Source organism: Rhodococcus wratislaviensis (assembly GCF_900455735.1).
GTDB lineage: Bacteria > Actinomycetota > Actinomycetes > Mycobacteriales > Mycobacteriaceae > Rhodococcus_F > Rhodococcus_F wratislaviensis.
Map to the genome: position 1 here is coordinate 93337 of NZ_UAUI01000001.1, position 25245 is coordinate 118581.

Sequence of the window (25245 nt, forward strand, 5' to 3'; positions counted from 1 at the left end):
CACTCCACGTCTGTGTCGTCGGTTTCTGCGACTCTCGGCAGCGTACCCAGCTGCCGCGACCCTCAACCCGGCGGCGAACGAAAGGCGTGCGTGCGCCCGAATGCGTCCCGACTTGCGGGTTCGACGATCTCGATTCGGTGGGCTCAGACGACCCGGACGTCGCGCGCCTGGTTGCCGGTCTCGGTGCGGCAGACGGCGAAGCTGACGCACTGCCCTTCCTCGAGAATGCGGTGACCGTCTCCGGCGATTTCGGAGACGTGCACGAAGATGTCGTCGGATCCGTCCGCCGGGGCGAGGAAACCGAAACCCTGCTCGGCGTTGAACCATCGCACCGTGCCCGTGCCCGTGCGCAGTGCCGTCGACTGCCGGGCCGGCAGCGTGTGCCCGGCGCTCATCGTGCCGCCCTTCGATCGGCCAGGCTGTGGAGGGCTGCGCCGCCCCACAGGCTCGCGACGAGCAGAATCACAAGTAGAGCCACGTTGAGCATTGCTCCTCCTCCGCGTGCGCACGGTCGACCCCCTGGTCGAATCAGACCGAAACTAGTGCCTCTCGTTCGCGCGCGGGGCGATTCGGGCGGAGCGTTTGCACAATCGAGATCTGCCCACCCCAGCGCATCCGCGTCAGAGCTTGCAGAAGATCTGATTTGCTCGCCATAGATTTTGTAGTACGGTCGAGTTGTCGGAACTTCAGCGATCAAGTCAAGAACGTTGGTCGACACGAACGCAGGTTGCGGCGAGGCAGGGTCCGGTGATTCGGGACTTCTCACCACGGGTACGCGGTGAGTTCATCCGGCGCCCAGTCTCCGCCCGGCAACCGAGGCGGGCACCTACCGCCTCGAAGTTCCGTCGGCAGGTAGTAGCGAAAGAGAGGACCAGAATGTCGAAGTTCACCGTGCCAGGTCTTTCCGACGATCAGGGAGCGCGAGTCGCCGACATACTTCAGAAGCGGCTCAGCGCATACAACGACCTGCATCTGACGCTCAAGCACATTCACTGGAATGTGGTGGGTCCGAATTTCATCGGCGTGCACGAGATGATCGACCCGCAGGTCGAGCTGGTGCGTGGCTACGCGGACGCCGTCGCCGAACGCATCGCCGCGCTGGGGAAGTCGCCCGACGGCACCCCGGCCGCGATCGCCCGCGACCGCACCTGGGACGACTACTCGGTGAAGCGCGACACGGCGCAGGCGCACCTCGGCGCCCTCGACCTCGTCTACAGCGGTGTCGTCGAGGACAACCGCAAGGCGATCTCCGAGACGGGCGACCTGGACCCGATCACCGAGGACCTTCTCATCGGCCAGACCGGCGAACTCGAGAAGTTCCAGTGGTTCGTCCGCGCCCACCTCGAGAACTCCGGCGGCAGCCTCTCCAACGACGGCGCGCACTCCGAGAAGCAGGCCGCCGCGCAAGCGCGGTGAGCACTGTCCGATCTCCCGTCCACAACCGAAAGGTGACGAACATGGCTGAGAACAACAGCGGTCCGGCAGAGGCCGTCAAGGGCGTCGTCGAAGACGTCAAGGGTAAAGCGAAGGAAGCCGCGGGTGCGGTGTCCGGTCAGGACGATCTCACCCGCGAGGGCAAGGCGCAGCAGGACAAAGCCGCCGCTCAACGCGAGGCCGCCGCAAAGGAAGCCGAAGCGGAGAAGGCCCGAGGCAAGGCCGAAGCGCAGGAAGCCCGCCAGCGCGCCGAACAGTGAGACGGTGCGGGCCGGATCACGACCGGCCCGCACCGAGCGTCTCTTCTCCGAGTGGAATCGGCCATCGCCGGCAACCACTCTCCCTCGAAAGGACTGATACGTGCTAGGACTGGGAATTCTGGGCTGGATCATCATCGGCGGCCTCGCCGGATGGATCGGCAGCAAGATCATGAAGACCGACGCTCAGATGGGAATCATTCTCAACATCGTCGTCGGAATCGTCGGCGGCCTCCTGGGCGGCTTCATCCTCAGCCTCTTCGGCACCGACGTCGAAGGCGGCGGTCTCTGGTTCAGCTTCTTCACCTGCCTCCTCGGCGCGGTGATACTCCTGTTCCTGGTCAAGCTCGTGACCGGGCGAAGCACGGCCGGTCGACGCTAACCCCTGCACCACGGAGCCGGGCCTGTCCATCCCACGATGGGCAGGCCCGGTTCCGTCGCTCTCCCCGTATTCCACGCGAAATGGTGCCCTCGGGCCGGCAATGGGGTACTCGTGAGGGATGGACACTCGAGGACCGGCTCGGGACGATGCGAACTGGAACTTCCGCGCCCGGCACGAGACCGAGACTCAACGGCTCGACCGGAACTGGAACGGCCTTCTCCAGGAACTGCGTGTCGTACAGACGGGCGTGCAGTTACTCACCGGCTTCCTGTTGACATTGCCGTTCCAACAACGATTCGAGGACCTCACGGACAGCGAGGTTGCCATCTACCTGGCGACCGTCGCGCTGTCGGTGACGTCGACCATGCTCCTGGTGGCCCCCGCCGGCCTGCACCGCATGCTCTTCCGCCGGCACGCGCTGCCGGATCTCGTCTCCGCGTCGCATCGACTCGCGATATGCGGCATCGCCACCCTCGCGCTGGCGCTGATCGGTGTGGTGGCGTTGATCTTCAGCTTCGTCATCTCGCCCACTGCCGGAGCTGTCGCCGCCGCGGTGGCCCTGGCGATGTTCTGTGGACTCTGGGGCTTCGCTGCGATCCTGCAATCGCGACATCGCTCGACCCACAACAAAGGGGACGCCGCCGGCAAATCCGCCGATCGATGAGCCGGACGGCAGAGCATCCTGTTTCGCCCGGAACGCTCCCGGGTAGGCGGAGCGCAGACGAGGAAGGAGCACGGACATGACCGATATCCATCGCGCCGATGCCCCGCCGGCCCAACGGCCCGGCGCAGCACACGATCTCGACGAGCTGTCGACTGTCCAACTCGTCGAACGACTCACCGATCAGGTATCGGGACTCGTACGGACCGAGGTGACCCACGCCCTCACCGAAGTGAAAGACAGGGGAACGCGCTTCGGGATCGGAGCAGGCGTCTCCGGAGCGGGCGTGCTGCTCATGCTGTACGGATTCGGGGCCCTCGTCGCCACTGCAATTCTGGGACTGGCGACGGCACTGGATCCGTGGCTGGCCGCACTGATCGTGGCCGCCGTGCTGATCGCCGTGGGCAGTGTCGTGGCGGCGGCCGGAGCCCGCCGCGCCAAGAACGCGCTGCCCCCCGTACCCGAGCGGACGGCGAACAGTGTTCGCGCCGACGTCGACACCGTCAAGGAAGGGCTTCGATGACCGAGCCACAGCCACAGCCACAGCCGGAACCTTCCGTCGCCGAACAGCGTGCCGCACTCGCATCCACGGTGGATGCGCTGCAGCGCAAAGTCGACGTACCCGCACGCGCTAAAGCCGGCGCGCGCCACGAACTCGACAAGGTCCGGCAGCAACCCCGCGGTGCCGTGGCCGCCGGACTCGTCTCCGCATTCGTCGCCGCCTACTTCGTCGTGCGACAACGTCGTCGGCGCAGCCACTGAAGGAGAGACCGATCATGACCAAAGACACTCACGGAGACGCCGACGAGCCCAAAGGTGGCCGTCCCGGTCCCACCGATCACGGCAAGGACGGCGGCATGGCCACGAGAGAGAACGCACCCGAGTTGGCGGAGGACTCCGCCGAGACCGAGACCGAGACCGAGAGATGACACTCGGATCACCGCTCGAGCACAGGAGTATGCAGTGACGTATCAGCCGGACAATGGCCCCAGCCGCGAGTTGGACTCCGAGCACCACCCGCAGGACGACGCCCACACCATGCGCAATCACGCCGGTGAGGCGATCACCGACAGCCGGAACTGGCCGGGATACATCCTGATCGCCGCCGGAATCGCCGTGCTTGGATTGACGCTGGTCGCGGCCGGCTACGGATTCGAAGGCTGGGCGCTGATCGGTGGTATCGCCTGCGTCCTGTGCCTCGCCCTCGGCACAGCTCTCGTGCTCCTCGAACGGCGGCGCGTCAAGGCCCTCGAAGGCAAGGAACTGACCGATCAGGAAGGGCATTGACGGATCCGAAGGTGGACCTCCACCACTACCTCCAAGCCGCCCGCGACGCTCTGCTGTGGAAGCTTGACGGGCTGTCCGAATACGACATCCGTCGACCGATGACTCCGACGGGGACGAACCTGCTGGGGCTGGTCAAACATCTGACGGGCGTCGAGATCGGCTACTTCGGAGCGACCTTCGGCCGATCCGTCGAATTCCCGCCGTGGGTGACCGACGACGCCGAAGACAACGTGGACATGTGGGCGACCGCCGACGAGTCACGCGAGTACATCGTCGGGCAGTACCGCACAGCGTGGGCGCACGCGGACGACACCATCCGGGCGCTGCCGCTCGACGCGCCCGGCCGGGTACCGCACTGGCCCGGTGACCGCCGCGACGTCACCCTGCACCGGATTCTCGTGCACGTGCTCGCCGAAACCCATCGGCACGCGGGGCACGCGGACATCGTCCGCGAACTCGTGGACGGGGCCGTCGGACTGCGGGCCGACAACACCAACTTGCCCGCAGAAGACCGGACGTGGTGGGAGAGCTACCGGACCCGCCTCGAGCGTGCGGCACGCGAAGCCGACCAGGGCTGATCGGGCGTCACCCGGCCGCGGGCTGAGGCGTCGTCGTGGTGACGACCGGCGTGGTGGTCGTCGGCGACTCCGATTCCGTGGTTGCAGAGGGTTCCGCCGCGGTGGTGGTCACCACCGATGCTTCCGAGACGGCCTGCGGCGCCGACGGCAGGGTCGTGGGTTCCGCCGCCACCTCCACAGCTGTCGTGGGCTCCGGTGAAGAGGTAGTCGTCGCGACCGTCGTCGTGGGTGCCGGCGAACTTGTCGTGGTCGCACTGACCGTGTTGCCCGCCAGTTGAGCCTTCTTCGCGCTGTCCGTGGTGGTGGGAGCGACCTGAGTCGCTTCCGTTTCCGTCGTCGAGGCGGCGGCGAGCTTCGCGGTCGACGGTTCCGCTGCGGCCGCGCGCGCCTCGCCCTTCTCCGCTTCCTGCGCCAGGTGCGTCAACCAGGCCGCAGCGTACTGGGCGGAGGTCAGCGGTTTTCCGCTGCCGGCGTTCGCATCACGCCAGTAGTCGAAGTGATTGCCGGTCCCCTCCCCCAGCGTCTGCTGATACGGGTCGCTCATCGCCACCTGGATCGTGTTCTGGTTGTCCGCGATGAACCCGATGATCTCGTTCCGCACCTTCGCGGGCAGATAGACCAGGTCGACCGCCTGATTCGACGAGATCGGACCAGCTGACGTGTCAGACTGCGCCGCAACGGCATCGGGCTTGTACGCCGGATCCGACACCTTGACCAGAACGTCGAGGAACGTCTCATCGGACTGCATCCAATTGTCTTGCGACTGGATGTCCGCGAATGCGGCGAGGGCGATCTGCCCGAGCACCACCGCGAGATCCTGTCCCGTCGCAGGGGTCAGTCCATCCTTCTGCAGCGAGTCGACGTTCAACTGCCGTCCCACGTTGATCGCGAGCTGCAGTAGCGCAATGTTCTCGGGTGCGGAGCAGGTCAGGTCGCCTTCCGAGCAGAACGAGGCCACCTTCCCGTCCAGTGCGCCGAAGCTGCCCGACGTGCCGGGCAATGCTCCCCGCCCGGACGTGCCCGACTGCGCCGACTGGTAGGCAAGGTCGAAGCCGTCGGGATTGCGGAATTCGTTCTCGGCGCCCGGAAATGGTCCTCCCCCGAGGTTGCGGCCGGCATCCGCCAGGATGACGACGCCGACCACGGACGCGGGATCGAGAATCTCGTACGCGCCGTCCTGGCCGTCCTGGTTTCCGACCTCCATCGCAACCCGCCGCGCCACGTCGGCGCCCTCGCTGTAGCCGACGATCGAGAACTTCGTGTCCGGGCACGACGCGTGAATCGAACGCATGACGGTTTCGGTGTTGTCGACTCCGGCATTCACGGCGTCCTCGTACGAATTCATGTTGGCCGGATACTCGATGTAGACCGCGGCATAGGACCCTCCGCCGACGGATTGCTGCGGCGCATTCACCACCTCGTCGATCCAGGGACTGCTGTAGTCGCTGGAGTACGACGCGGGAAGCCGCGTGCCGTCGGGCGCCACGAGCATCCGGGTTCCCTCGCGTGGGGTGTCACCGCGGCCTGCGACGGCGATGCTGACCATGTCGTAGCACGCATCCGATGCGGCCGCCGTCAACGCTGTCGCCGTCGTGGCCGGTGAACCCGGGTTAGACCACGGTGTAACCAGTAGCGCCGCCAGTCCCAGCGCGCCGGGCGCGACCAGACTGCCTACAACCCTTCGTCGATGCGCGACCTTGCGTGCTGAAACGCGACGTTCCATGGTCTACCCCATCCGCTCGTAGCCCGTGTCGAACACCCGAGTAGGTGTCAACGCGTTAACAGACAAGTCGCACATTGCAGCAACGGTGTTACACCTCCGCCTCGGCAGACACCGTCAGGAGGCACGCAATTGTGCGATCAGAACGCTCTCGACCTCCGACTCCCGTGCCGGGGCCGGTAGCGGTGGCGTCGCCGATCGGTAATGGTGGCCCGTCGGGGTGCCGAGATCGAGGAGATGGGTGCCGCCGTGGTTGTGTACCGGGCGGGCGGTCCAGCCGTCGCCTTCCTTCGCGTAGTTGCAGGCCTCGCACAGCCCGGACCCGTTGTGCACACTGGTTGTCCCCCGCTTCCGGCGTGAGCGGATGTGGTCATGATGGCGGATCGGCGCATCGCACCACGGAGATCTACACGTCTGATCCCGCAGATCGATCAGTGTCGCGAGACTTTTCGGGAATGTGCGCGACTGCGATTCCATCGCAGTCAGGGCTCCCGACCGAGGGCAGGCGTAAACCCTTCGTAGGGTGGCCTCGGCATCCGACCCCACCGCGTCCGCTACCAGTCGCCGCACGATCCCCGCCGGCACCGGTCCGAACCCCTGCAGCTGCGCGGCCTCGTGCCCACCGGCCAGGAGTGTCTCGTCCGAGAGCACGAGGTTCATCGCCACGGGCACACCCGACGCCACTGATACTCCGGTGCCGCGCTCGAACAACAGGTCCACCATCAACTGATTGCGGGTGCGGCCACCACTGTTGCCGGTGGCGATCAGGCTGTCCGCATCCCGGCCGAGCGTGTCCTGCAGGCACACCGCCTGCTCGACCGGCATCAGCACACTCAGATACGCCATCGAATCCGGCGCCGGGCGCGTCGTCACCCCACGCTCCGACACCGCCCTACGATGCCGCCGCATCACGGACGCGGCGTCGAGTTCCACCGCCAACGCTGTCGCCTGCGCGAGACCGAGATGCCGCCCGCCGCGGTTCGGGGATTCCCTGCGCGCCAACGCAATCTGCGACGCAATCCCGCGGCCTCACTCGGATCGCGGCAACCCCGAGCCCTCCGATCCGCACGATACTCGCCGCATTCCCGTCGGCGGAAACCTCTCGCAGCCGTGCCGCGAACACACGCAACTCGGCCAGATCCGCCGCAACAACCTCCCCCAAGGTCATTCGAATATAAGTTCGAGTGTAGCCATTGCCGCAACCGTGGCAATACCCGAACAGAAGACCCACATTCGATGCCGGCGACCCTCGGCTCACCAGCGGTCGTTACCGTTCTGGCAGAATTGATCGGACGTCGCGAGATTTGCGACGCCGGTTCACGCCGCGTTGGTGCACCTCGGGAGGCGAATGATGCCGAATGATCCTTCGGAGACGACGCGTACCGGAGGCGACGGACCCAGTGCCGTCTTCGCGAAGCTGGCCGAGATGGTCTACAACGGCGACGACTTCGCTCAGGTCTACCAGGCCATCTGTGATGCTGCCGCCACCCTGGTCCCCGGGTGTGCCCACGCCAGCCTCATGCTCAAGGAAAACGATCGGCACGTCACCGTGGCCGCGAGCGACGACATCGCAGCCCAGGTCGACTCGCTCGAACGAGCCGAGCAGGAAGGGCCCTGCCTCGATGCGATCGAGAACGACGCACCGCAGGTCGAGACCGAGCTCGCCCATTCGACACAGTGGCCACGCCTTGCCCGTCGGGCTATTGCCGAAACCCCGGTCCGGGGCGCTGCCGGCTTCCGGCTCATGATCCGCGGACGCAAGGTCGGCGCACTCAATCTGTTCTCGGACAACCCCGGAGAATTCACCGACAAATCGATCGATCAGGCAATTCTGATCACGGCGTTCGCGGCGGTGACGCTGACAGCGCTCCACGAACATCAGGAAGCCCAGACGCTGCGCGAGGGCTTGGCCAGCAACCGCGAGATCGGAAAAGCGATCGGACTGTTGATGGCGTTCCACGACATCTCCGAAGGTAGGGCCTTCGATCTGCTGCGCAAGACGTCGCAGGACATGAACATCAAACTCACTGGTGTCGCACGCGAAGTCATCGCGCATCACAATTCGAAATTCGACTGACGCGACACGGCGCACGGGCAGGACCTCATCCGCGCCTGACTACGTTCGATCGGCGGTGGCAATCGGTTGATGCCCATCTGGTGTAGACGTAATGTTGATCGCGCGTGGTTGAGAACACAGCCGCAGATTGTCCGAAGGCCGCAGCAGTGCGCGGTGGGCAAATATTGTGTGCACTCCCACTGCGGCCTTGGTGCCGCTGCGTTCCTTTCCACCCGCAGCGCGCGGACACTCACAGATTGCACGCGATCGGAGGGTCATGAAACCATCACGCACGTCGTTCCACGTCACTCCCCTCACCGCACGGCCGACCGGGCACCGCACGCAGGACACGCTCGACCGTGGACTGCGGGTGGCCGTCGAATTCGCGCCGGACGCCGACGCCACTGTGGGACGAATCTCCGGAGACATCGATGTGCTCGCCGCCCCTTCCTTCGCGCTGGCCCTCGCGCACCTGACCGACGGGGGCTCCTCCTCACGCATCATCGTCGACATGACTGCTGTCGACTTCGTGGGAACCTCTGGATTGTCGATACTGTCCGAGTTTGCGGAATCTGCTAGGCGGCAACACATTACATGGGTTCTGGCGGGTAATCGAGCGGTGCTCCGGCCTGTCGAGGCTATCGGACTCGACGCGGTGATCCCCACGTGCCTCACGGTTCGCGACGCCTTCGACAGGGTGGGGAAAATCGCGCACAGCTGATCGGCATCGGCATGACCGGGAAGCGGCCGAATCGGGGGCATCCGAAGCAGACGTCGGGGACACCGCGCGTGCGCTTCTCGCCAAGGCCGGTCCAACATACGCGGCCGAGTCGCACGTGACCTTGAAGGACACCCCCGACGCGCCTTTTCCAACTGCTGATGATGTCACTGCTGCTGAGCGCGCGGATCGAGTCCACGACGAGTACGGCGGTGACCTGCGCCGACTTGCCCGCCTGCGAGTTCGACGGGATCGGCCCGGTGGGCGCCGACATCTTTCGCCGGAAACTACTCCGCTCGGACTGCCTTCGACTCGCGCTCGTCGTCCTCGCGGAACATTGCTTCGATGCGATTCTTGATCTCGACCGTGCTCATTGCGCCACGGGAAGGGGCGAAGCCGCGAGTGCGAGCAGAGGTGGACGTGGTGAAGGTGTTCATTGGAGTGCTTTCTGTCTTCTTCGCCGGCTTGTGCCGCGTGGTGGTCGAAGGGTGCGTCCGCGATGCGGACGGTCAGATCAGGAGCGCGGCGAGTGCTACGGCGGCGAGCACTGACACGGATGTGGCCACCGCGACGAGGACGGATCCCGTCACGACAACGGCAGGTGCGGTCGCGGTTGCAGCCGAGACAGAGGCGATGTACACGGTCGGACGCAAAGTGTGGCGACGCGGCTCCTCGGCGGAGGGCGGCGACATCGTGCACTGATCGTCCTGGTGCACCGTGGTGCGGGTCATGTGTTGGCGTTCCCCGGGTCGAAGCCGAGTGACCTGAGTCACAAACTTACGAGTATGTTGTACATCACAACGCGCCCTCGCGCCAGTTGGTGCCATCCCCCACGTGCAGGCGCTCTCTGCGACGGTCGTCCGTTCGCCATACCGTGACCGCAGCACGGCTCGACACTCCGTTGCGCAGTCGAGAGGCGAGCGCCAGACATCATCGGCTCCCCGACCGGTGTCTATATGCGGAATTTCGAGGTGAGTAGTCCTGATGGTGAACGTCGTGTGGAGGTGATGTTCATTGGCGGGTGCATACGTAAGGACCAATATTCGGTAAATAGTGTGGTTCCGTCACGGGCCGATTCAAATCGCCGAGCGCGACGAATCCGGGGCGCGTGATCGGCTGCTGGGGCGATTCTTGATCGTTCGCGGTCGGCCACCTACTCGGTTGAATCTCGGGCGAATGCTCCACTCCCCTTCGACCGCTTGGCCGGCCCAGCGGCGCCCTCTCCCCCACCACCCCGACGCCTGACTGAGGCTCGGCGTCCGGGCTACTCGGACCGTGTGGAATGCGGTCGAGAGGTGCTGCCGAGTGGCCCCACTCCCCCGGGCCGGCGCGGTGACCCACCGCGGATCCGGATAATCATGGCGTTCCGTCCGGGTCCGAGTCACTTCATGAGGTCGGGCATCCACATGCTGATGCGGCGTTGCCGCATCAGCATGTGGAAAGTGCACACGGTGGGGACACCACGAACTGCTCACCGCGTCCTCCCCCGACAAGCGCGCCCTGCCTCCGAACCCACCACTCCCCCGAGGAACGCAACTACACGCCGCTTCAGAACCAGCCTTTGCGCTTAGCCCAGACGAGCAGTGCCCCGGACATGGCGAGCATCACGAGCACGATCGCGGCGACCGAGAGCCATTGTGTCCGTTCGTTCACGATCACATTCATGCCGATAATCGAAGACAAGGCCGTGATCGGCAACGTGACGGCCGCGATCACGGCGAGTCGCTCGGCAGCGATGGTCATCTTGGTGTTCGTCCGTGCCTGGTAGAACTCGATCGTGCCCTGGAGGTAGTCCTTCTGGCCCTTGGCCATCACGTTCAGATGCTGGAACTGATCGACCGCGTCGAGCAGGAGATCCTGCCCCTTCCCGGTGCCGAACGCCTCAATGGTGACCATCCGGCCGTAGACCTCTCGGCTCAACGCGGCCATCGTGCCGACCGTGAGCAGACCGTGTCGGACCCGGAACATCTCGTCGAGAAAGGTTTCCGGGTTACCGAGATGCCCGCCGGTGACCTGTTGTTCGAGCTTCCACACGTCCTTGGTCAGTTCGGCGGTGTACGCCCGCATCCGCGCCGTCAACGCGGCGAGAACCGCAAACGACAACTCGAACGCGGTGGCAGGATGCAACCTCCCCGACTCCAGCCGGCCCAGCACCGCATTCACCTCGACCATTGCAGTCGAGGGATCGATCGCCGGATTCACCGGGCCGTGCACCGTCACCAGGTACCGAGCGCCGATGAACTGGTCGAGTTCGACGTAGTGCACGTGCCCGTGTGCTCCCGACTGCGGCGCGTGCAGAACCACGAAGAAGTGGTCCACATATCTGTGCACCTTCGGCACCTGATTGCGGTTCATCGAATCCCGCACGGCGAGAGGATGAAATCCGAAAACCGTGGTCAATGCGTCGTTCGCCTCGTCGTCCCAGGTCGGTACATCCACCCAGACCAATCCGTCGGGCCGGTCCAGCAACTCCCTCAGTTCCGTCACCGCGCACGAACGCACACCGTCACCGGAGATGAAGCGGACGTCCATATCGGCCTCCTCGCCACGACGGACCGTCACCTCTGTCATAGCACCCACACCCGGATGCGAGGAGAGGAGACTGAGTGCGTGGCTGACGACAGGACTGCGCTGGTTGTGGTGGATGCTGCGAACGTCGTGGGGTCGCGACCCGACGGTTGGTGGCGTGATCGCGCCGGCGCGGCGCGACGATTGCTCGCCGAACTCAGCGCCCTCGCACAGCAACCGGACGAGGCCGCCGAGGTGGTGGTCGTACTCGAGGGCGCGGCGAAAGCCGCGGTCACCGGTGAGGCGAACCCTGAATTCCGAGGCCTGCACGTCGTATCGGCGAAGGGTTCGGGCGACGACGCGATCGTCGAGGTGGTGGCCGCAGCCGCCGAGGAGGACGGCGACCGGCCGATCACCGTCGTCACCGCGGACCGGGGACTGCGCGACCGAGTCGAGGCACTCGGGGCGCACACCATAGGTCCGCGCCGGCTCCTTGACGGCATCGACTCCTAGCGGTGGTGCGAAGACCGCTTACCGTCGGGGGTGACCACGAGGTCGAGAATGCGGCCACGGACCTTCCTCCGTACCAACCCCCACCGCCCGTGGTCGGCCAAGGCGGCACGGGCCGCGTTGTATCCACACATACCGTGGACACCGCCGCCCGGATGGGTGGCCGAGCTAGCCAGGTACAGCCGGTCGATCGACGTGTCGGGCCCGGACGAACCCGGGGTCGGGCGGAAGACGAGCTGTTGGTACAGCTGGGCGGTGCCGCCGTTGACGGCGCCGCCGTGCAGGTTCGCGTTGCTCGCCTCGAGGTCGCCCGGACGCTGCACGTTGCGTCCCACCACCCGCTCGGTGAACCCCGGCGCGTGCGATTCGAGCATCGCGTCCACGCGGTGCGCCAGCAATTCCGCCGACTCGTCGTCCGTGATTCCCCGCGGAAGATGCGTGTAGGCCCAAGCGCTTTCGGTTCCCTCGGGCGAACGGCTGGGGTCCGACGTCGTCATCTGACCGAACAGCAGGAACGGGTGCGTCAGGATCACGCCTGTCGTCAGGTCGGCCATCCACCGGACGAGTCCATTGTCGTCGGCGCCCAGATGCACGGTTCCGGCGGATGCGAGGCTTCGCGACCGCCATGGAATCTTGCGGTCGAGCGCGTAGTTCACCTTGACGACAGGGGTATCCCATTCGAACTTCTCCAAGTCCGCTCGAACGCCCGCCGGGACCGCGGAGGCATCCAGCAACCGTCCGTACAGTGCGGGCGCGGAGACATCCGCCAGCACCGCGCGTCTTGTGAGATAGCGGTCGCCGCCCGCGGTCCGCACCTCTGTCGCCACTCCCCCGGTTACCTCGATCGACGTCACCTCCTCGCCGCAACGAATTTCTGCGCCGTTCCGTCTCCCTCGTTCCGCCATCGCGGCGGAGAGGGCGCCGGCCCCGCCGACCGGGACGACGTACCCGTCGTCCTGCGCGAGCATGGTCAGGAGATATCCCATGACTCCACTGCCCGGTGCATCGACGGGTGTGTCGGCGTGCATTGCGTTGCCCAGCAACAGCACCCGGGCGGATTCCCCGTCGAACAGCTCGTGCGTCATCCGGCGTGCGGGCAGCATGAGGAAACGCACGAGCCGGAGGGCTTCCGCGGTGCCGAGCTGCGACAACAGTCGCCGCGGTCCGCGGACCGGGGGAAACGGGCTGAACAGGGTGTCGAGGAACGGTTCCTTGACGTCCTTCCACTGCTCGAAGAGCCGGAGCCACGCCTGTCCGTCCCCCGGTTGCCTGCGCTCGAGGTCGGCGGCGGTGTCGGCCGGATCCCGGTGGATCAGCGGGGCATCGTCGTCGTCCGGGTGCCTGGGATGCCCGACCGCTGCGGGCGCCTGACTCCATCGCAGACCCACACCCTCCAGGTCGAGGTGCCGGATCGCCGGCGACACCGCCGCCAGAGGATAGAACGCACTGAACAGGTCGGTGCGGAAACCCGGGAAGAGTTCGGCCGACCTGACGGCACCACCCGGTTCCGGTTGCTGCTCGAGGAGGACGACGTCCCACCCGGCCGCCGCCAGGGTGGCCGTCGCGGCGAGACCGTTGGGCCCGGCCCCGATGACGACGGCGTCGACTGTGCGCACTGTCACGGCGTCAGGGTTTCGTTCTTCGCTCGGCGAGGAATGAGAGCCGGCGTAGGCACTCCAAATTTCGTGGGAGGACCGCGAGGTCTTGCGCCGTCCGCGGAACCCACTTCAACGGGACGGACGCCGCGGCCTCGGACATTCGGAGGTGGCAGCCGGATTCACGCGGCTCCAGTCGCAGACGAACAACTGCCTTCGTAGGCGTCACCTGGGCCAGCAGCCGCAGTTCGCGGTTCTCCTCGGCCAAGAGGACCTCGGTGGAGTCGTCGATCAACGCGGGCCAGGCACCGACCGAATGGTGCAGACGGCTCCCGACGGCGGGCCAGTCGGCGGAGACGGCACGCATGCGTGACGCCCCGACCACCCACGACGGGTACAGCCACCCGTTGGCGAGAACGGACCACACGTCCGAAGCTGAAGCCGACGTGTCGTGATGTGCCTCGATGACGACCACTCCCTCGAACGAGTACCTGCGGACTCTCCGCGCTTACCCACGTTCACCACATCGAAAACGTGAGCCGCGCAATGGTCGCCGCGGACCGGGCCCTGTGGTTTGCTCGAGCGTATGCCTTCGGAATCTCCGTCCGCCGTACGAGCGGCACTGTTCGACGTCGACGGCACACTCGTCGATTCCAACTACCTGCACGTGCGGGCGTGGCAGCGAGCGTTCCGGGAGGTCGGGCACGACGTGGATGCCTGGCGGGTGCACCGCGCGATCGGAATGGATTCGTCGCTTCTCCTGCAGTCGCTCCTCGGCGACGACGCGGACACGCTCGGGGACCGCGCCAAGGATCTCCACAAGACCTATTACCTCGGTGTGCGCGACAGCATGCGGCCGCTCGCCGGGGCACGCGAGCTGATCCGGGAACTGCACGGGCGCGGTGTGCAGGTCGTCCTCGCCACCTCCGCCCCCGAGGAAGAGCTGGACGTGCTGCGGGAGGTCCTGTCGGTCGACTCGTACATCGCGCACACCACGTCGTCCGAGGACGTCGATCACGCCAAGCCGGATCCCGGAGTGGTTCGCGCAGCGATGGACCGCTCGTCCACGTCCTCGGACACTGCGGTGATGGTGGGCGACGCGGTGTGGGACGGCAAAGCGGCGTCCCGGGCCGGGGTCACCTTTGTCGGTCTCCTCAGCGGCGGAATTTCCCGCGCCGAATTGACAGAGGCCGGCGCGGAGCGGTATTCGAGGACGCACAGGACCTACTGGACCACCTCGAGTCCAGTCCGCTCGCGAGGCTGCTGGACTCCTAGGCGCCGGCAGGCGCGTCCGCCTCGCATTCGTGGATCACTTCGTCGAGGCGAAGTGCGACGAATTCCTCTTTGCTCTCAGCCCTCATCGGTTCCTTTCGTTGCGGTCGCAGACCGAGACGAATGGTTTCAGTGCTGTGCTCGTACGCCCTCGCTTGCCGCGAATCGCGACTCAGAATCGGTGACCAGCCCGATCGACACGAGGGGCCGGGGGAACAGCAGATCGGTGAGGTAGGCGAGAGCGACCGCCCAGCGATTGGCCGCGTTCGGCATGGCATACAGGTGGTAGGCGCGCGTGACCACCTTCGCGAGGAAACCCGACAGCTGGATACCGAGGGGGTTCGCGACGGCGAATCCCGGGCCGAGATCGACGACGAGTCCCCTGTCGCGATGGCTGTACGGTTTCGGGTCGCCGACGCCCAGGCTTGCCGCCACGTTGCGGGCCAGCGCCTGCCCTTGCCGGACGGCATGCTGGGCGGTGGGCGGGGTGATCGATCCCCTGTTCTTCGGATCCGGAACAGCCGCGGCGTCGCCACCCGCGAAGACGTCGGGATGCCCGTCCACCGAGAGGTCGGGGCGCACCGTCAACCGTCCCTTCTCGGTGGGTAACCCGAGCGTGTCGATGAGGGGGCTGGCGGTCACTCCCGTCACCCAGGCGACGGTCCGGGTGGGGACGACGGTGCCGTCGTCGAGCGTGACGTGTTCGGGTCCGAGTTCTGTGAGGGTGGTTTCCAGTCGCACGTCGACGCCGCGGGCGCGCAGTACGTCCAGCACCTTGCTGCCCAGCTTCTCCCCCACCTCCGGCATCACCTTGTCGGCCGCGTCGAGCAGCAGGAACCGGATCTCGGAAGGGTCGAGGTTTCGCCGCGCGGCCGCTTCGTCGGCGAGGGCGCGCAGTTGGGCGGTGAGTTCCGTGCCCGCGTACGACGCACCCACCACGACGACCGTCCGGCGGGCGTCGGCGACCCGGGGATCGGTGTCGCGCTCGGAGAGTTCGATCTGGGTGAGGAGCTGGTCGCGAAAGTACAGCGCTTCGGCCGGTGTCTTGAGCCCTCGGGCGTGCTCGGCGAGACCGGGAATGTCGAACAGACGGGTCACCGATCCGGGGGTGAGCACCACCCGATCCCAGGCCACGTCCTCGACGCCCTGCTCGCAGTCGGTCACGTGCACGGTGCGGGCTCCGAAGTCGACGGAATCGACGCTGCCCTTCACCAGTTCGACGTTCGGCAGGGCCTCGGACAGAGGAACGGTGACGAACCGTGCGTCCAGGATTCCGCCCGCCACCTCGGGCAGGAGCGGTGTGTACAGCATGTAGTCGTGCGGCGAGATCATGGTGATGCGGGCATCGGACCCCCGGAGGCGCCGCACCAGAGCACGCGCGCATTCGAATCCGGCGAAGCCGCTTCCCACCACGACGATGCGAGTTGGCTCTCCAGCTGATTCGTTGGTCATACAGAACACTGTCCCCACCCCGGCCTCGAACGAAACAATCCGGCATCGCGGCATCGCCGTGTGAGGGTGGAGAATACGGGTACTCGCCGTACCGAGAGCGATCGACGGGATCGAATGCGAAGGGCGGGAACATGAGTGCCGTATCGAAGGCAATGTACAAACCGTTGGCGCTGGCCGCGAGTGTCGGCGGCGGAATCGCGGCCAGTGCGGTTTTCGGTCAGGTGTGGAAGCGTGTCGCGGGCGAATCCGAGGCTCCCGACCCCAAGGATCTCTCACGCAGCACCCGCGAGGTGCTGATCGCGGCGGCCGTGCAGGGCACCGTATTCGGCCTGGTCAAGGCGGCGGTGGATCGCGCGGGCGCGCAGGGGTACCGGAAGCTGGCCCACGCCGACCCCCGGTAGATCGAGGCAGTTGTCACAGAACACCCCTAGGCTGAGCCGATGCGTACTCGATTCGCAGAAAATCTCGACAGCCTGTCCGGCGACCTCGCCTCGATGTGCCGGCTGTCCGTTACCGCGATGTCGGAGGCGAGCGCCGCACTGCTGCAGGCAGACCTCGAGCTCGCCGAGCACGTCATGGACGTGAGCGGCGAGCTCGACGACGCCGCGGCGCACTGGGAGAAGCGTGCCTTCGCCCTGCTGGCGCTGCAGGCGCCGGTCGCGCACGATCTCCGATTCATGGTCGGCGGCCTCCACATCTCCGCGGATCTGCACCGCATGGGCGGTCTCGCGGTGCACATCGCGAAGATCGCCCGCCGGCGGCATCCCGACCACGTCGTCCCCGACGAGGTCCTGGACGTGTTCACCGAGATGGGCGCCGTCGCCGTGGCGCAGGCGAAGGAAACCGAGCAGGTGCTCCAACACCGCGATCCCGAGCGTGCGCGCGGATTGCTGACGGCGGACGAGGCCATGGACGATCTCCATCGGAGCCTGTTCACGATCACCCAGGCCGAGGACTGGCCGCACGGTGTCCAGTCGGCAGTCGACATCACCCTGCTCGGCCGCTTCTACGAGCGGTTCTGCGACCACACGGTGGAGATCGGCAGGCGCGTCATCTTCCTCGAGACGGGCAGCCTGCCCGAACAGTGAGGGCGACGCTCGGTCAGCTCAACCCTTCCGCCGCGGCCACCGAGGGCACCGGACCCCGGGTGTAGACGTCGAGGTGGAAGTCCGCGTCCTGATACGACCCGGCACGGTGGAGGCCGACGGTCGCGGCGACCGTGTCGTGCACCGCGCGGCCGGTCTGCGGATATTCCGGCACCGGATGCTGCCAGTGAACCACCACGAGAGTGCCGCCCTCTTCAAGTGCGTCGACGGCACGTCCCAGCGTCGTGGTGAGGTCGGTGGGCGTCAGGTAGTACAGCACCTCACTGAGCACGACGAGGTCGAAGGTGCCGGGTGGCCACGGATCGAGCAGCGATGCCCGGCCGAGTTCCACCCGGTCGGCCACTCCTTCGCGGCGCAGACGATCCCGTGCGGTCTCCAGCGCACGGGGAACCACGTCCGTTGCGACGACCCGGTCGCAGCGCCGCGCCAAGTGCGCGGTGAGCACGCCGATCGAGCACCCCGGTTCGAACGCCCGCCGATAGTGCCGACGGGGCAGGGCGGCGAGAGTGAGCGCGTACTTGCGGCGTTCGTACCACCGTTCGTCGAAACCCCACGGGTCCGCCGATTCCGCGTACATCGTCTCGAAGTAGCCGGGATCCATCGCGCTCACCACAGCACCCATTCCGTTGTCCGCATCAGTCTCGCGAGCACCCACTGTGGGACGATCGCGGCGTCCCGCGGGTCCTCGGACAGCGGGAGGATCTGGGTGCGGAATTCGTCGACGGCACGGCGTTTGCGTGCCAGGATCTCGGCGGCCGGGGTCAGGACGCGCATCCGGTCCCAGGGCACCGCCGGATCGGCCGGCCGTGCCCAGTGCCACATCCAGACCGGGTACTCGATCAGTCGGTGACCGGTGATCGAACATGCTTCTGCCGCAGCTCTTCCGGTGGCTTCGTGATCGGGGTGGCCGTCGCCTCGCCACGTCGCCAGCACCCACACCCTCTCCGCTTCACCTGAGGTCGCTGTGAGCACGTCGACGAGGCGGGTGGTGAGTTCGTGCTCGTGCGCGCTCACCCCGCCGTCCGGTAATCCGAGTCGCAGTGGTTCGCCGACGCCCAACAATGCTGTCGACCGGTTCGATTCCGCGATCCGTGCGGCGGCCAGCGCGTCGGGCGACAGCGTCGGCGAGCCCGGGTGGGACGCCGCACCGTCCGTCACCGCCACCACGACGACGGGTGTGCCGGCGGCCGCGGCGGTGGCCATTAGTGCGCCCACGCCGAGCACCTCGTCGTCGGGATGGGGTGCGACGACGACCAACCGGTCGCATTCCGTGAGTGGTATCGGCAGGAAGGGGTTCGACGCCAGCCACGGCTGCCATTCGTCCTCGGGTGTGCCGCGCGTGGAGATGGGCTTCTCCCGGAACCTGGTGCGGTTGTCCACTGTCAGTCCTCCCCCGCGACGAGTGCGCCGAGTGTCGCCAGATCCCGCTCGGCGTGAGATTGCCGGATGTAGACGAGGAGGTCCGCGACGTTGCGGGCATGGCAGGCATCCGTCGCGAGCGGCGCGGCACCCAGCGCGCGGCCGACGCGGTCGATCACGTCGCTCGCGGTCCGTTCGATCAGTCCCCGAACCCGGAAAGCGCGCACCTGGGCGGACCTCCGATCCAGGGGACTCGTATCCACTTCCCCGGCCGCGGACCCGAGTGCCCATCGTGCCGCGCTGACGGCGATGTCGATCGCACCGAGGTGCGCGAGCTGGTGACTGTCCGCGCGGCCGCTCCGGGCTCGCACCCGCAGCGGTTCCGCGACGGCGAGCGCGCCCCCGAACCAGCACGCCGCAACCCCGATGCCGCCGTGCCAGAACCCGGGACGGTCGAGGTACTCGGCCGCCGCGCCGACCGGTCGCGCGGGAACGCTGTCGAATGTCACCGACTCGGTGTCGGTCGCTGCCATGCCTGCATTCCGCCAGCCTCCGTGTCCCGCCGTGACCCCCGGTTCCCGCAGATCGACGGCGAACAGCCGGGGTTGCCCGTCAAGTCGTGCCGTGACCAGGGCATGCGTGCACATCGACGCCCCGGAGCACCACGCCTTCGTGCCCCGCAGGCGCCACCCGGAGGAGTCGTGGAACGCGTCCACCACGGGGTGCGGTGGCTCGCTGGCCCACACGCCCCAGAACTCGTCCCGGCCGGCGCGGGTCCCGTCGAGTTCGGCGAGGATCGCGTCCGCGTCCGCATGTGCCTCGAGGAGCCGGCCGACCGAGAGATCGCGGCGGCACCACTCCGTCAGCCGCGCCCATCTGGCAACGGTCGACCCGCCGCCGGGCAGCGGCAGTTCCGCGTCCCCCGAACGGATGATCGCCCACACTGCGGCGTCGGTGGGACTGCTGTCGTGGGTCACGTCGGCGCTCATCGGTCCTGCAGTCCCTCGAGGTACGTGGCGAAACCCTGCGGGGCGCGGGCCTCGACGCGCGCCGACGTCTCCACCGGGGAGTCGATACTCCACACCACGTTCGCTCCCCGCTCGATCATCCGCTGCACCAGATCCACGTCCTCGTGCGCGGGTAGTGCGGCGAAACCTCCCACCTCCCGATACAGATCCGCGGAGAATCCGAGGGACGCGCCGTGCACGTGCCCATGGGCGGCGCCGGACCGGTAGGCGCTGCCGTACCGTGACCGGACGTGGTCGGGCCACCCCGACCAGTCGGTCACCGCCACCGTGCCCGCCACCAACTGCGCCCCACGACTCGCGTGCTGCAGGTGCGATGACAGCCAGTGCGCGGGGACGCGCGAGTCCGCGTCCGTCGTGGCGAACCATTCGTGTGGTCGCGGCGCGACCGACTCGAAACCCGCGCGCCGGGCCGCGCCGACGTTCCGCGCACCCAGGACCACGACGTCGACGTCCTCTCTGCGGACGACGGCCTCGCTGCCATCGGTGCACCCGTCGAGTACCACCACCGTCGTGACCGGCACGGATACCGCCCGCGCGGCGGTGCGCAACCCCTCCAGGCACTTCGGCAGCAGCGCTTCCTCGTCGTGGGCGGGCACGACCACCGTGATGTGCTCGACGCGCATGACGTCCCTTCCTGATCACTCACTGTTTCCGGGTTCAGCAAGTACCCAGTCCGTCGTGAGGGGAACCAATTCCCGCGGCCGCCGACACTGATTCGGGATCTGTCACCGCGGGTAACCCGTCTACATGAATGTCGCGGACAGCCCCCGCTACCGGAAGGTCGTCCTCACCGTGGACGGTGAGGAACGGACCCTCGAAATCGACACCCGCACGACGCTGCTCGACGCGCTCCGCGACCACCTCGGCGTGACCGCACCGAAGAAGGGCTGCGACCACGGCCAGTGCGGCTCGTGCACCGTCCTCCTCGACGGCAGACGCGCCACGTCCTGCCTCACGTTCGCTGTCGCCCACGACGGTGAACGCGTCGTCACCGCACACGGGCTCGCCGACGGGGAGGTGCTGCATTCCGTTCAACAGGCGTTCGTCGAGCAGGACGGGCTGCAATGCGGGTACTGCACGCCCGGTCAGATCTGCTCGGCGATCGGGATGTTCGACGAGTTCCTGGCCCTGCACCCGAGCGCCGTCACCGAGAACCTGACCGCTCCGCCCGAACTGACCGACGACGAGATACGGGAGCGGATGAGCGGCAACCTCTGCCGGTGCGGGGCGTACCCGAACATTCTCGCGGCGATCCGGCAGGCGGCGGAGGCGTGATTCCCTTCGACTACGAGCGGGCCACCGACGTCGACAGTGCCGTCGCCACGGTCACGGGTGATCCTCGGGCGTCGTTCCTTGCCGGCGGCACCAACCTCGTCGACCACATGAAGCTCGGGGTGGCGCAACCGCATCTCCTCGTCGATGTGAGCCGCCTCCCCCTCGATGACGTCGTCGAACTTCCGGACGGCGGGCTCCGGGTCGGGGCCGCCGTCCGCAACAGCGACCTCGCCGCGCACGACGTCGTCCGCGCCCGGTACCCGATGTTGTCGCGTGCGCTCCTCTCCGGTGCGTCGGGACAGCTGCGCACCCTCGCGACCACGGCGGGAAATCTGCTTCAGCGGACGCGCTGCGTGTACTTCCAGGACGTCGCGACGCCCTGCAACAAGCGGGAGCCCGGCACCGGGTGTTCCGCGATCGGCGGTTACGTTCGCTACCACGCCATTCTCGGTGCCTCCGAACACTGCATCGCGGTGCACCCGTCCGACATGGCTGTCGCGATGACGGCACTCGATGGTGTCGTGGTGGTCCGCGGTGCCGACGGTGAGCGGCGAATCCCGCTGAGCGAGTTCTACCGGCTTCCCGGGGACCGGCCCGATCGCGACACCGTCCTCGCACACGGCGACCTCGTGACCGCCGTGGAGCTGCCCCCGCCGCCTGCCGGGAACCGGTCCGCGTACCGGAAGGTGCGCGACCGTGCCTCCTTCGCGTTCGCGCTGGTGTCGGTGGCCGCGGAGCTGACGATCGGGGATGGATCGATCACGTCGGCCCGGGTCGCGCTCGGCGGGGTCGCGCACCGGCCCTGGCGCGCCACGCTCGCCGAGGAGGTCCTCGTCGGGGCGACGCCCACGGAGGACACGTTCACCGAGGCTGCCGACGCGGAACTCAGTGCGGCACAACCCCTTCCGGGAAACGAGTTCAAGGTCGCACTGACCCGCCGGGTGCTCGCGTCGGTACTCCGTTCACTCGCCGAGGAGACGCGCCGATGACTCTCGTCGAACCGAAGGTGATCGGAACCTCCGCCGAACGCGTGGACGCCCACGACAAAGTGACCGGTACGGCGGTGTACGCGTTCGAGCACTCGGTGGACGACCCGACGTACCTGTTTCCGATCCTGTCGACGATCGGACGTGGCCGGGTCACGGCGATGCACACGGCGGACGCCGAGGCGCTGAACGGGGTGCTCGCGGTCTTGACGGTGTTCGATGCGCCCCGCCTCGCGGACACCTCGGACGGGGAACTCGCGATCTTGCAGGACCCCGAGGTCCACTTCCGCGGCCAATTCGTGGGTGCGGTGGTGGCGGAGTCACCGGAGGTCGCGCGGCACGGCGCGAGCCTGGTGCGCGTCGCGTACGACGCGGAAGCCCACGACACCGACTTCCGTTCCGGCCGAGACGACCTGTACGCCCCCGAGGAGGTCAACGCGGGGTTCCCGACCGACACCGAGGACGGGGACGTCGGCGCGGCACTCGCCGCCGCCGCGGTCACGGTCGATGAGGTGTACTCCACGGCGATGGAACACAACAATCCGATGGAACCGCACGCCGCCATCGCCCGGTGGGCGCCGGGTGGCACCGGACCGGTTCTGACGCTGCACGATTCGACGCAGGGCGTCCATTCCGTGCGGAAGACGCTGGCACCGCTGTTCGGACTCGAAGTCGAGCAGATGCGGGTGATCGCCCCGTATGTCGGCGGCGGCTTCGGTTCCAAGGGACTGCCTCACGCGCACGACGTGCTCGTGGTGATGGCGGCGCAGCGGGTGGAAGGCAGGCCGGTGAAGTTCGCGCTCACGCGGCAGCAGATGTTCGCGCTGTCGGCGTATCGCACGCCGACGGTGCAGCACATCCGGCTCGGGGCGGACGCGGACGGACGGCTGACCGCGCTCTCCCACGAGGTGATCGTGCAGTCCGCGAAGATCAAGGAGTTCGCCGAACAGGCGGCGGTCCCGTCGCGGATGATGTACTCCACACCCACCCGGTACACCACCCACCGTCTCGCGTCCCTCGACGTGCCCGCCCCCTCCTGGATGCGTGCGCCCGGCGAGACCCCGGGCATGTTCGCGGCCGAGGTGGCGATGGACGAACTGGCCGAGGCCTGCGGGCTCGACCCGATCGAACTGCGGATCCGTAACGAACCCGAGGTCGACCCGAGTACGGGCCGGCCGTGGTCGGGGCGGCGCCTCACCGACTGCCTGAGGGAGGGCTCCCGGCGTTTCGGGTGGGCGGACCGCGACGCGACGGCGCGGGCTCGGTCGGACTCGGAGTGGCAGGTGGGGATGGGCATGGCGTCCGCGACGTATCCCGCCAACACGTCACCGGGTTCGGTTGCCCGGATCGTGTACGAATCCGACGGCACCTACACCGTGCAGATCGGGTCGGTCGACATCGGAACCGGGGCGTGGACCGCGCTCACCCAGATCGCCGCCGACGCGCTGGGCTGTCCCCTGGACGCGATCGCCTTGCAGATCGGCGACACGAATCTTCCGTCGGCGACCGTCGCGGGCGGCTCCACCGGAACCAGTTCCTGGGGCAGTGCGATCGTCGCGGCGGCGCGCGCGTTCCGGGACGAGCACGGCACGTCCCCCGCCCCGGGGGCGGAGGCGAGTGCGGGGACGCCCGGCAACCCGGACGCCGACAGGGTCGCGCTCCATTCGTTCGGTGCTCACTTCGTGGAGGCGCATGTCCACCGCGACTCCTGCGAGATCCGCGTCGAACGCATGCTCGGGGTGTTCGCGATCGGCCGGGTGATCAACAGCCGCACGGTCCGGTCGCAGCTCCTCGGCGGGATGACGATGGGGATCTCCATGGCATTGCACGAGAGCAGTGTGAACGACCCCCGGTTCGGTCACGTCGTGACCCAGGACCTTGCCTCCTACCACGTCAGCACGCACGCCGACATCAGGTACCTCGACGCGGTGTGCCTCGACGACGTCGACGAGCACGCCAATCCGATGGGATCGAAGGGTGTCGGTGAGATCGGCATCGTCGGCGCCGCGGCCGCGGTGGCGAATGCGGTTCGTCACGCCACCGGGGTCCGGGTCCGGAAGGTGCCGATCCACCTGGACGATCTCCTGCCCGGGTGATCGCGCGGGGCTACTGCACGTTCCACGCCTGCACGAGGGACGTGCGCAGGTGACTTTTCATCGCCCGGATTTTCTGGACGTCGGTGGACTTCGGCGCAAGTCCCTCGAGCACGAGTTCCATGAAGCGTCGGCGGCTGACGCCGAAACGCTCCAGCAGTTCCGCCGCGCTCGCACCACCGAACGGTGCCCACTGGATCGCGAAGCTGATCATCCACCGGGCATCCGAGCTCACCGAGTGCATCTGCGCGAGCAGCTCGCACCGGCGAAGCGCCAGGCGCAGCCAGTCGGTGCCGAATGCCTCCTCCGGCTCGTCCGCGGTCTGTGTCGTCACGCCGATCACCGCTGACCGGCGGAGCGGACCGCGAACACCGGCAACTGTTCCGCCCTCGACGCGGGACGGAACTCGACGCGAACCGGACAGTCGGACGGTGCCGGGACGTCGCCGTCGATCCAGGTGTACACCCACGGTCCCTCGTCGAGTTCGACGATCGCGATCGTGCACGGGACGAGACCGCGGTCCGCCTCGTTCACCTCACGGTGGACCACCTTCGAGGACACGATCGATCCGACGCCGCACGACGGGACCCGCTCGAGGTTCGAGCCCTGACACGCGGAGCAGGTGGCCATCAACGGCGCGAGCAGGGTCGTGCAGTTGAGGCAGCGCTGGATCATCAGTTCGCATTTCTGGGCGAGTCCCTGCCAGCGGGTCATGCCGTCCGTGGTCACGCGGTCACCCCCGTGAGTTCCTGCCCCACCACGTCGTCTGCCATTCGGTTTCCCCCGATCCACACAAGACACCGGTCGGTGTGCGCCCGACGGAGAACCGGGGGCCGTGGAAGTTGGGGGTCGGGCTTTCGGTGTGTTCGGGGATCAGTGGACATCGGGGGCCTCGGTCTGGAGCCGGATTGGGGGGACGCGTATGAGCATCCCGTCCGCGGCGGCGAAGTACAGCGGCTGAACGACCC

30 protein-coding genes and 2 pseudogenes are annotated in these 25245 nt (G+C 67.3%); 18 read left to right on the plus strand and 14 right to left on the minus strand.

Annotated elements, in window-relative coordinates; all coding sequences use genetic code 11:
- Positions 1–143 precede the first annotated feature (143 nt).
- The gene (locus DTA22_RS00510) at positions 144–395 is read right to left on the minus strand and encodes a cold-shock protein (protein ID WP_112298183.1); all 252 of its coding nucleotides are present in this window, start codon (positions 393–395) and stop codon (positions 144–146) included.
- A 481-nt stretch (positions 396–876) separates the two neighbouring features.
- On the opposite strand from DTA22_RS00510, the gene DTA22_RS00515 reads away from it, so the two are divergent.
- The 9 genes from DTA22_RS00515 (at position 877) to DTA22_RS00550 (ending at position 4599) form a co-directional block, all read left to right on the plus strand.
- Positions 877–1416, plus strand: coding sequence for a Dps family protein (locus DTA22_RS00515; protein WP_037232228.1), 540 nt, complete (start codon positions 877–879; stop codon positions 1414–1416).
- A 41-nt stretch (positions 1417–1457) separates the two neighbouring features.
- Complete coding sequence (mbp1, locus tag DTA22_RS00520; protein WP_005570747.1) at positions 1458–1694, plus strand: microaggregate-binding protein 1; 237 nt, start codon at positions 1458–1460, stop codon at positions 1692–1694.
- A gap of 100 nt (positions 1695–1794) precedes the next feature.
- A complete protein-coding gene (locus tag DTA22_RS00525) occupies positions 1795–2073 on the plus strand; it encodes a GlsB/YeaQ/YmgE family stress response membrane protein (protein WP_037232227.1) in 279 nt (92 codons plus the stop codon).
- A gap of 118 nt (positions 2074–2191) precedes the next feature.
- Positions 2192–2737, plus strand: a complete 546-nt coding sequence (locus DTA22_RS00530) for a DUF6328 family protein (protein ID WP_112298184.1) — start codon at positions 2192–2194, stop codon at positions 2735–2737.
- A 76-nt stretch (positions 2738–2813) separates the two neighbouring features.
- Entirely contained in the window at positions 2814–3257 is a 444-nt protein-coding gene (locus tag DTA22_RS00535; protein ID WP_037232225.1) for a phage holin family protein, read from the plus strand.
- On the plus strand, positions 3254–3496 hold the full coding sequence (locus DTA22_RS00540; protein ID WP_037232224.1) for a DUF3618 domain-containing protein: 243 nt from the start codon (positions 3254–3256) through the stop codon (positions 3494–3496). Before DTA22_RS00535 ends, DTA22_RS00540 begins: the two co-directional genes overlap by 4 nt.
- 14 nt (positions 3497–3510) lie before the next feature.
- Entirely contained in the window at positions 3511–3663 is a 153-nt protein-coding gene (locus DTA22_RS36160; protein WP_174233724.1) for a hypothetical protein, read from the plus strand.
- A gap of 34 nt (positions 3664–3697) precedes the next feature.
- Positions 3698–4021: a hypothetical protein gene (locus DTA22_RS00545; RefSeq protein WP_037232223.1), complete on the plus strand. Its 324-nt coding sequence runs from the start codon at positions 3698–3700 to the stop codon at positions 4019–4021.
- Positions 4018–4599 (plus strand): DinB family protein, encoded by a 582-nt coding sequence (locus tag DTA22_RS00550; protein ID WP_112298185.1) that lies wholly within the window; start codon positions 4018–4020, stop codon positions 4597–4599. Before DTA22_RS00545 ends, DTA22_RS00550 begins: the two co-directional genes overlap by 4 nt.
- 7 nt (positions 4600–4606) lie before the next feature.
- On the opposite strand, the gene DTA22_RS00555 is transcribed toward DTA22_RS00550, so the two are convergent.
- Positions 4607–6322, minus strand: a complete 1716-nt coding sequence (locus DTA22_RS00555; RefSeq protein WP_112298186.1) for a cutinase family protein — start codon at positions 6320–6322, stop codon at positions 4607–4609.
- Positions 6323–6436: 114 nt separating this feature from the next.
- A pseudogene (locus DTA22_RS00560) lies at positions 6437–7481 on the minus strand (HNH endonuclease).
- Positions 7482–7670: 189 nt separating this feature from the next.
- Here DTA22_RS00560 and DTA22_RS00565 point away from each other — a divergent pair.
- Together DTA22_RS00565 and DTA22_RS00570 are read left to right on the plus strand one after the other, a co-directional pair.
- A complete protein-coding gene (locus DTA22_RS00565; protein ID WP_112298827.1) occupies positions 7671–8396 on the plus strand; it encodes a GAF and ANTAR domain-containing protein in 726 nt (241 codons plus the stop codon).
- Positions 8397–8652: 256 nt separating this feature from the next.
- Positions 8653–9096 (plus strand): STAS domain-containing protein, encoded by a 444-nt coding sequence (locus tag DTA22_RS00570; RefSeq protein WP_245973263.1) that lies wholly within the window; start codon positions 8653–8655, stop codon positions 9094–9096.
- Between the two features lie 506 nt (positions 9097–9602).
- Here DTA22_RS00570 and DTA22_RS00580 read toward each other — a convergent pair.
- Positions 9603–9824, minus strand: coding sequence for a hypothetical protein (locus tag DTA22_RS00580; protein ID WP_037232219.1), 222 nt, complete (start codon positions 9822–9824; stop codon positions 9603–9605).
- Between the two features lie 817 nt (positions 9825–10641).
- Positions 10642–11625, minus strand: a complete 984-nt coding sequence (locus DTA22_RS00585; protein ID WP_112298189.1) for a magnesium transporter CorA family protein — start codon at positions 11623–11625, stop codon at positions 10642–10644.
- Positions 11626–11703: 78 nt separating this feature from the next.
- Here DTA22_RS00585 and DTA22_RS00590 point away from each other — a divergent pair, with 78 nt between their 5' ends.
- Entirely contained in the window at positions 11704–12114 is a 411-nt protein-coding gene (locus tag DTA22_RS00590; protein WP_112298190.1) for an NYN domain-containing protein, read from the plus strand.
- Here DTA22_RS00590 and DTA22_RS00595 read toward each other — a convergent pair.
- Positions 12111–13733, minus strand: a complete 1623-nt coding sequence (locus tag DTA22_RS00595; RefSeq protein ID WP_112298191.1) for a phytoene desaturase family protein — start codon at positions 13731–13733, stop codon at positions 12111–12113. The genes DTA22_RS00590 and DTA22_RS00595 overlap by 4 nt on opposite strands.
- Before the next feature lie 4 nt (positions 13734–13737).
- Positions 13738–14181, minus strand: coding sequence for an SRPBCC family protein (locus tag DTA22_RS00600; RefSeq protein WP_037232215.1), 444 nt, complete (start codon positions 14179–14181; stop codon positions 13738–13740).
- A gap of 111 nt (positions 14182–14292) precedes the next feature.
- Here DTA22_RS00600 and DTA22_RS00605 point away from each other — a divergent pair.
- Positions 14293–14981: pseudogene (locus tag DTA22_RS00605) on the plus strand (HAD family hydrolase).
- A gap of 126 nt (positions 14982–15107) precedes the next feature.
- Here the strand turns inward: DTA22_RS00605 and DTA22_RS00610 are convergent.
- Positions 15108–16430, minus strand: coding sequence for an NAD(P)/FAD-dependent oxidoreductase (locus tag DTA22_RS00610; RefSeq protein ID WP_112298192.1), 1323 nt, complete (start codon positions 16428–16430; stop codon positions 15108–15110).
- Positions 16431–16561: 131 nt separating this feature from the next.
- Between DTA22_RS00610 and DTA22_RS00615 the strand changes: the two genes are divergently transcribed.
- Positions 16562–16831 carry a DUF4235 domain-containing protein gene (locus tag DTA22_RS00615; RefSeq protein WP_037232213.1) on the plus strand — a complete coding sequence of 90 codons (270 nt, stop codon included), beginning with the start codon at positions 16562–16564 and terminating at the stop codon, positions 16829–16831.
- 39 nt (positions 16832–16870) lie between these two features.
- Complete coding sequence (phoU, locus tag DTA22_RS00620; protein WP_037232212.1) at positions 16871–17518, plus strand: phosphate signaling complex protein PhoU; 648 nt, start codon at positions 16871–16873, stop codon at positions 17516–17518.
- Positions 17519–17531: 13 nt separating this feature from the next.
- Here the strand turns inward: phoU and DTA22_RS00625 are convergent, their stop codons facing one another.
- From DTA22_RS00625 to DTA22_RS00640, 4 genes are read right to left on the minus strand one after another with little or no spacing between them, the layout of a single operon-like run.
- Complete coding sequence (locus DTA22_RS00625) at positions 17532–18158, minus strand: SAM-dependent methyltransferase (RefSeq protein ID WP_174233725.1); 627 nt, start codon at positions 18156–18158, stop codon at positions 17532–17534.
- A complete protein-coding gene (locus DTA22_RS00630) occupies positions 18143–18916 on the minus strand; it encodes a PIG-L deacetylase family protein (RefSeq protein WP_112298194.1) in 774 nt (257 codons plus the stop codon). The genes DTA22_RS00625 and DTA22_RS00630 overlap by 16 nt, the downstream gene beginning before the upstream one ends.
- Positions 18917–18918: 2 nt before the next feature.
- Positions 18919–19884 carry an acyl-CoA dehydrogenase family protein gene (locus tag DTA22_RS00635; protein WP_112298195.1) on the minus strand — a complete coding sequence of 322 codons (966 nt, stop codon included), beginning with the start codon at positions 19882–19884 and terminating at the stop codon, positions 18919–18921.
- On the minus strand, positions 19881–20546 hold the full coding sequence (locus DTA22_RS00640; protein ID WP_112298196.1) for a glycosyltransferase family 2 protein: 666 nt from the start codon (positions 20544–20546) through the stop codon (positions 19881–19883). Before DTA22_RS00640 ends, DTA22_RS00635 begins: the two co-directional genes overlap by 4 nt.
- A 124-nt stretch (positions 20547–20670) precedes the next feature.
- Here DTA22_RS00640 and DTA22_RS00645 point away from each other — a divergent pair, with 124 nt between their 5' ends.
- Genes DTA22_RS00645 through DTA22_RS00655 form a run of 3 tightly spaced genes read left to right on the plus strand, consistent with a single transcriptional unit; the run spans position 20671 to position 24280 of the window.
- The gene (locus DTA22_RS00645) at positions 20671–21198 is read left to right on the plus strand and encodes a 2Fe-2S iron-sulfur cluster-binding protein (RefSeq protein WP_037232207.1); all 528 of its coding nucleotides are present in this window, start codon (positions 20671–20673) and stop codon (positions 21196–21198) included.
- Positions 21195–22187 carry an FAD binding domain-containing protein gene (locus DTA22_RS00650; RefSeq protein WP_112298197.1) on the plus strand — a complete coding sequence of 331 codons (993 nt, stop codon included), beginning with the start codon at positions 21195–21197 and terminating at the stop codon, positions 22185–22187. Before DTA22_RS00645 ends, DTA22_RS00650 begins: the two co-directional genes overlap by 4 nt.
- The gene (locus tag DTA22_RS00655; protein ID WP_112298198.1) at positions 22184–24280 is read left to right on the plus strand and encodes a xanthine dehydrogenase family protein molybdopterin-binding subunit; all 2097 of its coding nucleotides are present in this window, start codon (positions 22184–22186) and stop codon (positions 24278–24280) included. Before DTA22_RS00650 ends, DTA22_RS00655 begins: the two co-directional genes overlap by 4 nt.
- A 10-nt stretch (positions 24281–24290) precedes the next feature.
- Here the strand turns inward: DTA22_RS00655 and DTA22_RS00660 are convergent, their stop codons facing one another.
- Entirely contained in the window at positions 24291–24611 is a 321-nt protein-coding gene (locus DTA22_RS00660) for a hypothetical protein (RefSeq protein WP_235214404.1), read from the minus strand.
- Between the two features lie 5 nt (positions 24612–24616).
- Positions 24617–25006, minus strand: a complete 390-nt coding sequence (locus DTA22_RS00665) for a Zn-ribbon domain-containing OB-fold protein (protein ID WP_005570623.1) — start codon at positions 25004–25006, stop codon at positions 24617–24619.
- Positions 25007–25245 lie beyond the last annotated feature (239 nt).

What these genes read in the sequence shown, in the direction of transcription:
- DTA22_RS00510 (WP_112298183.1), bottom strand. Translation starts at nt 395, where the DNA reads ATGAGCGCCGGGCACACGCTGCCGGCCCGGCAGTCGACGGCACTGCGC.
- DTA22_RS00515 (WP_037232228.1), top strand. Translation starts at nt 877, where the DNA reads ATGTCGAAGTTCACCGTGCCAGGTCTTTCCGACGATCAGGGAGCGCGA.
- mbp1 (WP_005570747.1), top strand. Translation starts at nt 1,458, where the DNA reads ATGGCTGAGAACAACAGCGGTCCGGCAGAGGCCGTCAAGGGCGTCGTC.
- DTA22_RS00530 (WP_112298184.1), top strand. Translation starts at nt 2,192, where the DNA reads ATGGACACTCGAGGACCGGCTCGGGACGATGCGAACTGGAACTTCCGC.
- DTA22_RS00535 (WP_037232225.1), top strand. Translation starts at nt 2,814, where the DNA reads ATGACCGATATCCATCGCGCCGATGCCCCGCCGGCCCAACGGCCCGGC.
- DTA22_RS00540 (WP_037232224.1), top strand. Translation starts at nt 3,254, where the DNA reads ATGACCGAGCCACAGCCACAGCCACAGCCGGAACCTTCCGTCGCCGAA.
- DTA22_RS36160 (WP_174233724.1), top strand. Translation starts at nt 3,511, where the DNA reads ATGACCAAAGACACTCACGGAGACGCCGACGAGCCCAAAGGTGGCCGT.
- DTA22_RS00555 (WP_112298186.1), bottom strand. Translation starts at nt 6,322, where the DNA reads ATGGAACGTCGCGTTTCAGCACGCAAGGTCGCGCATCGACGAAGGGTT.
- DTA22_RS00565 (WP_112298827.1), top strand. Translation starts at nt 7,671, where the DNA reads ATGCCGAATGATCCTTCGGAGACGACGCGTACCGGAGGCGACGGACCC.
- DTA22_RS00570 (WP_245973263.1), top strand. Translation starts at nt 8,653, where the DNA reads ATGAAACCATCACGCACGTCGTTCCACGTCACTCCCCTCACCGCACGG.
- DTA22_RS00580 (WP_037232219.1), bottom strand. Translation starts at nt 9,824, where the DNA reads ATGACCCGCACCACGGTGCACCAGGACGATCAGTGCACGATGTCGCCG.
- DTA22_RS00585 (WP_112298189.1), bottom strand. Translation starts at nt 11,625, where the DNA reads ATGGACGTCCGCTTCATCTCCGGTGACGGTGTGCGTTCGTGCGCGGTG.
- DTA22_RS00610 (WP_112298192.1), bottom strand. Translation starts at nt 16,430, where the DNA reads ATGACCAACGAATCAGCTGGAGAGCCAACTCGCATCGTCGTGGTGGGA.
- DTA22_RS00615 (WP_037232213.1), top strand. Translation starts at nt 16,562, where the DNA reads ATGAGTGCCGTATCGAAGGCAATGTACAAACCGTTGGCGCTGGCCGCG.
- phoU (WP_037232212.1), top strand. Translation starts at nt 16,871, where the DNA reads ATGCGTACTCGATTCGCAGAAAATCTCGACAGCCTGTCCGGCGACCTC.
- DTA22_RS00625 (WP_174233725.1), bottom strand. Translation starts at nt 18,158, where the DNA reads ATGGGTGCTGTGGTGAGCGCGATGGATCCCGGCTACTTCGAGACGATG.
- DTA22_RS00635 (WP_112298195.1), bottom strand. Translation starts at nt 19,884, where the DNA reads ATGAGCGCCGACGTGACCCACGACAGCAGTCCCACCGACGCCGCAGTG.
- DTA22_RS00640 (WP_112298196.1), bottom strand. Translation starts at nt 20,546, where the DNA reads ATGCGCGTCGAGCACATCACGGTGGTCGTGCCCGCCCACGACGAGGAA.
- DTA22_RS00645 (WP_037232207.1), top strand. Translation starts at nt 20,671, where the DNA reads ATGAATGTCGCGGACAGCCCCCGCTACCGGAAGGTCGTCCTCACCGTG.
- DTA22_RS00655 (WP_112298198.1), top strand. Translation starts at nt 22,184, where the DNA reads ATGACTCTCGTCGAACCGAAGGTGATCGGAACCTCCGCCGAACGCGTG.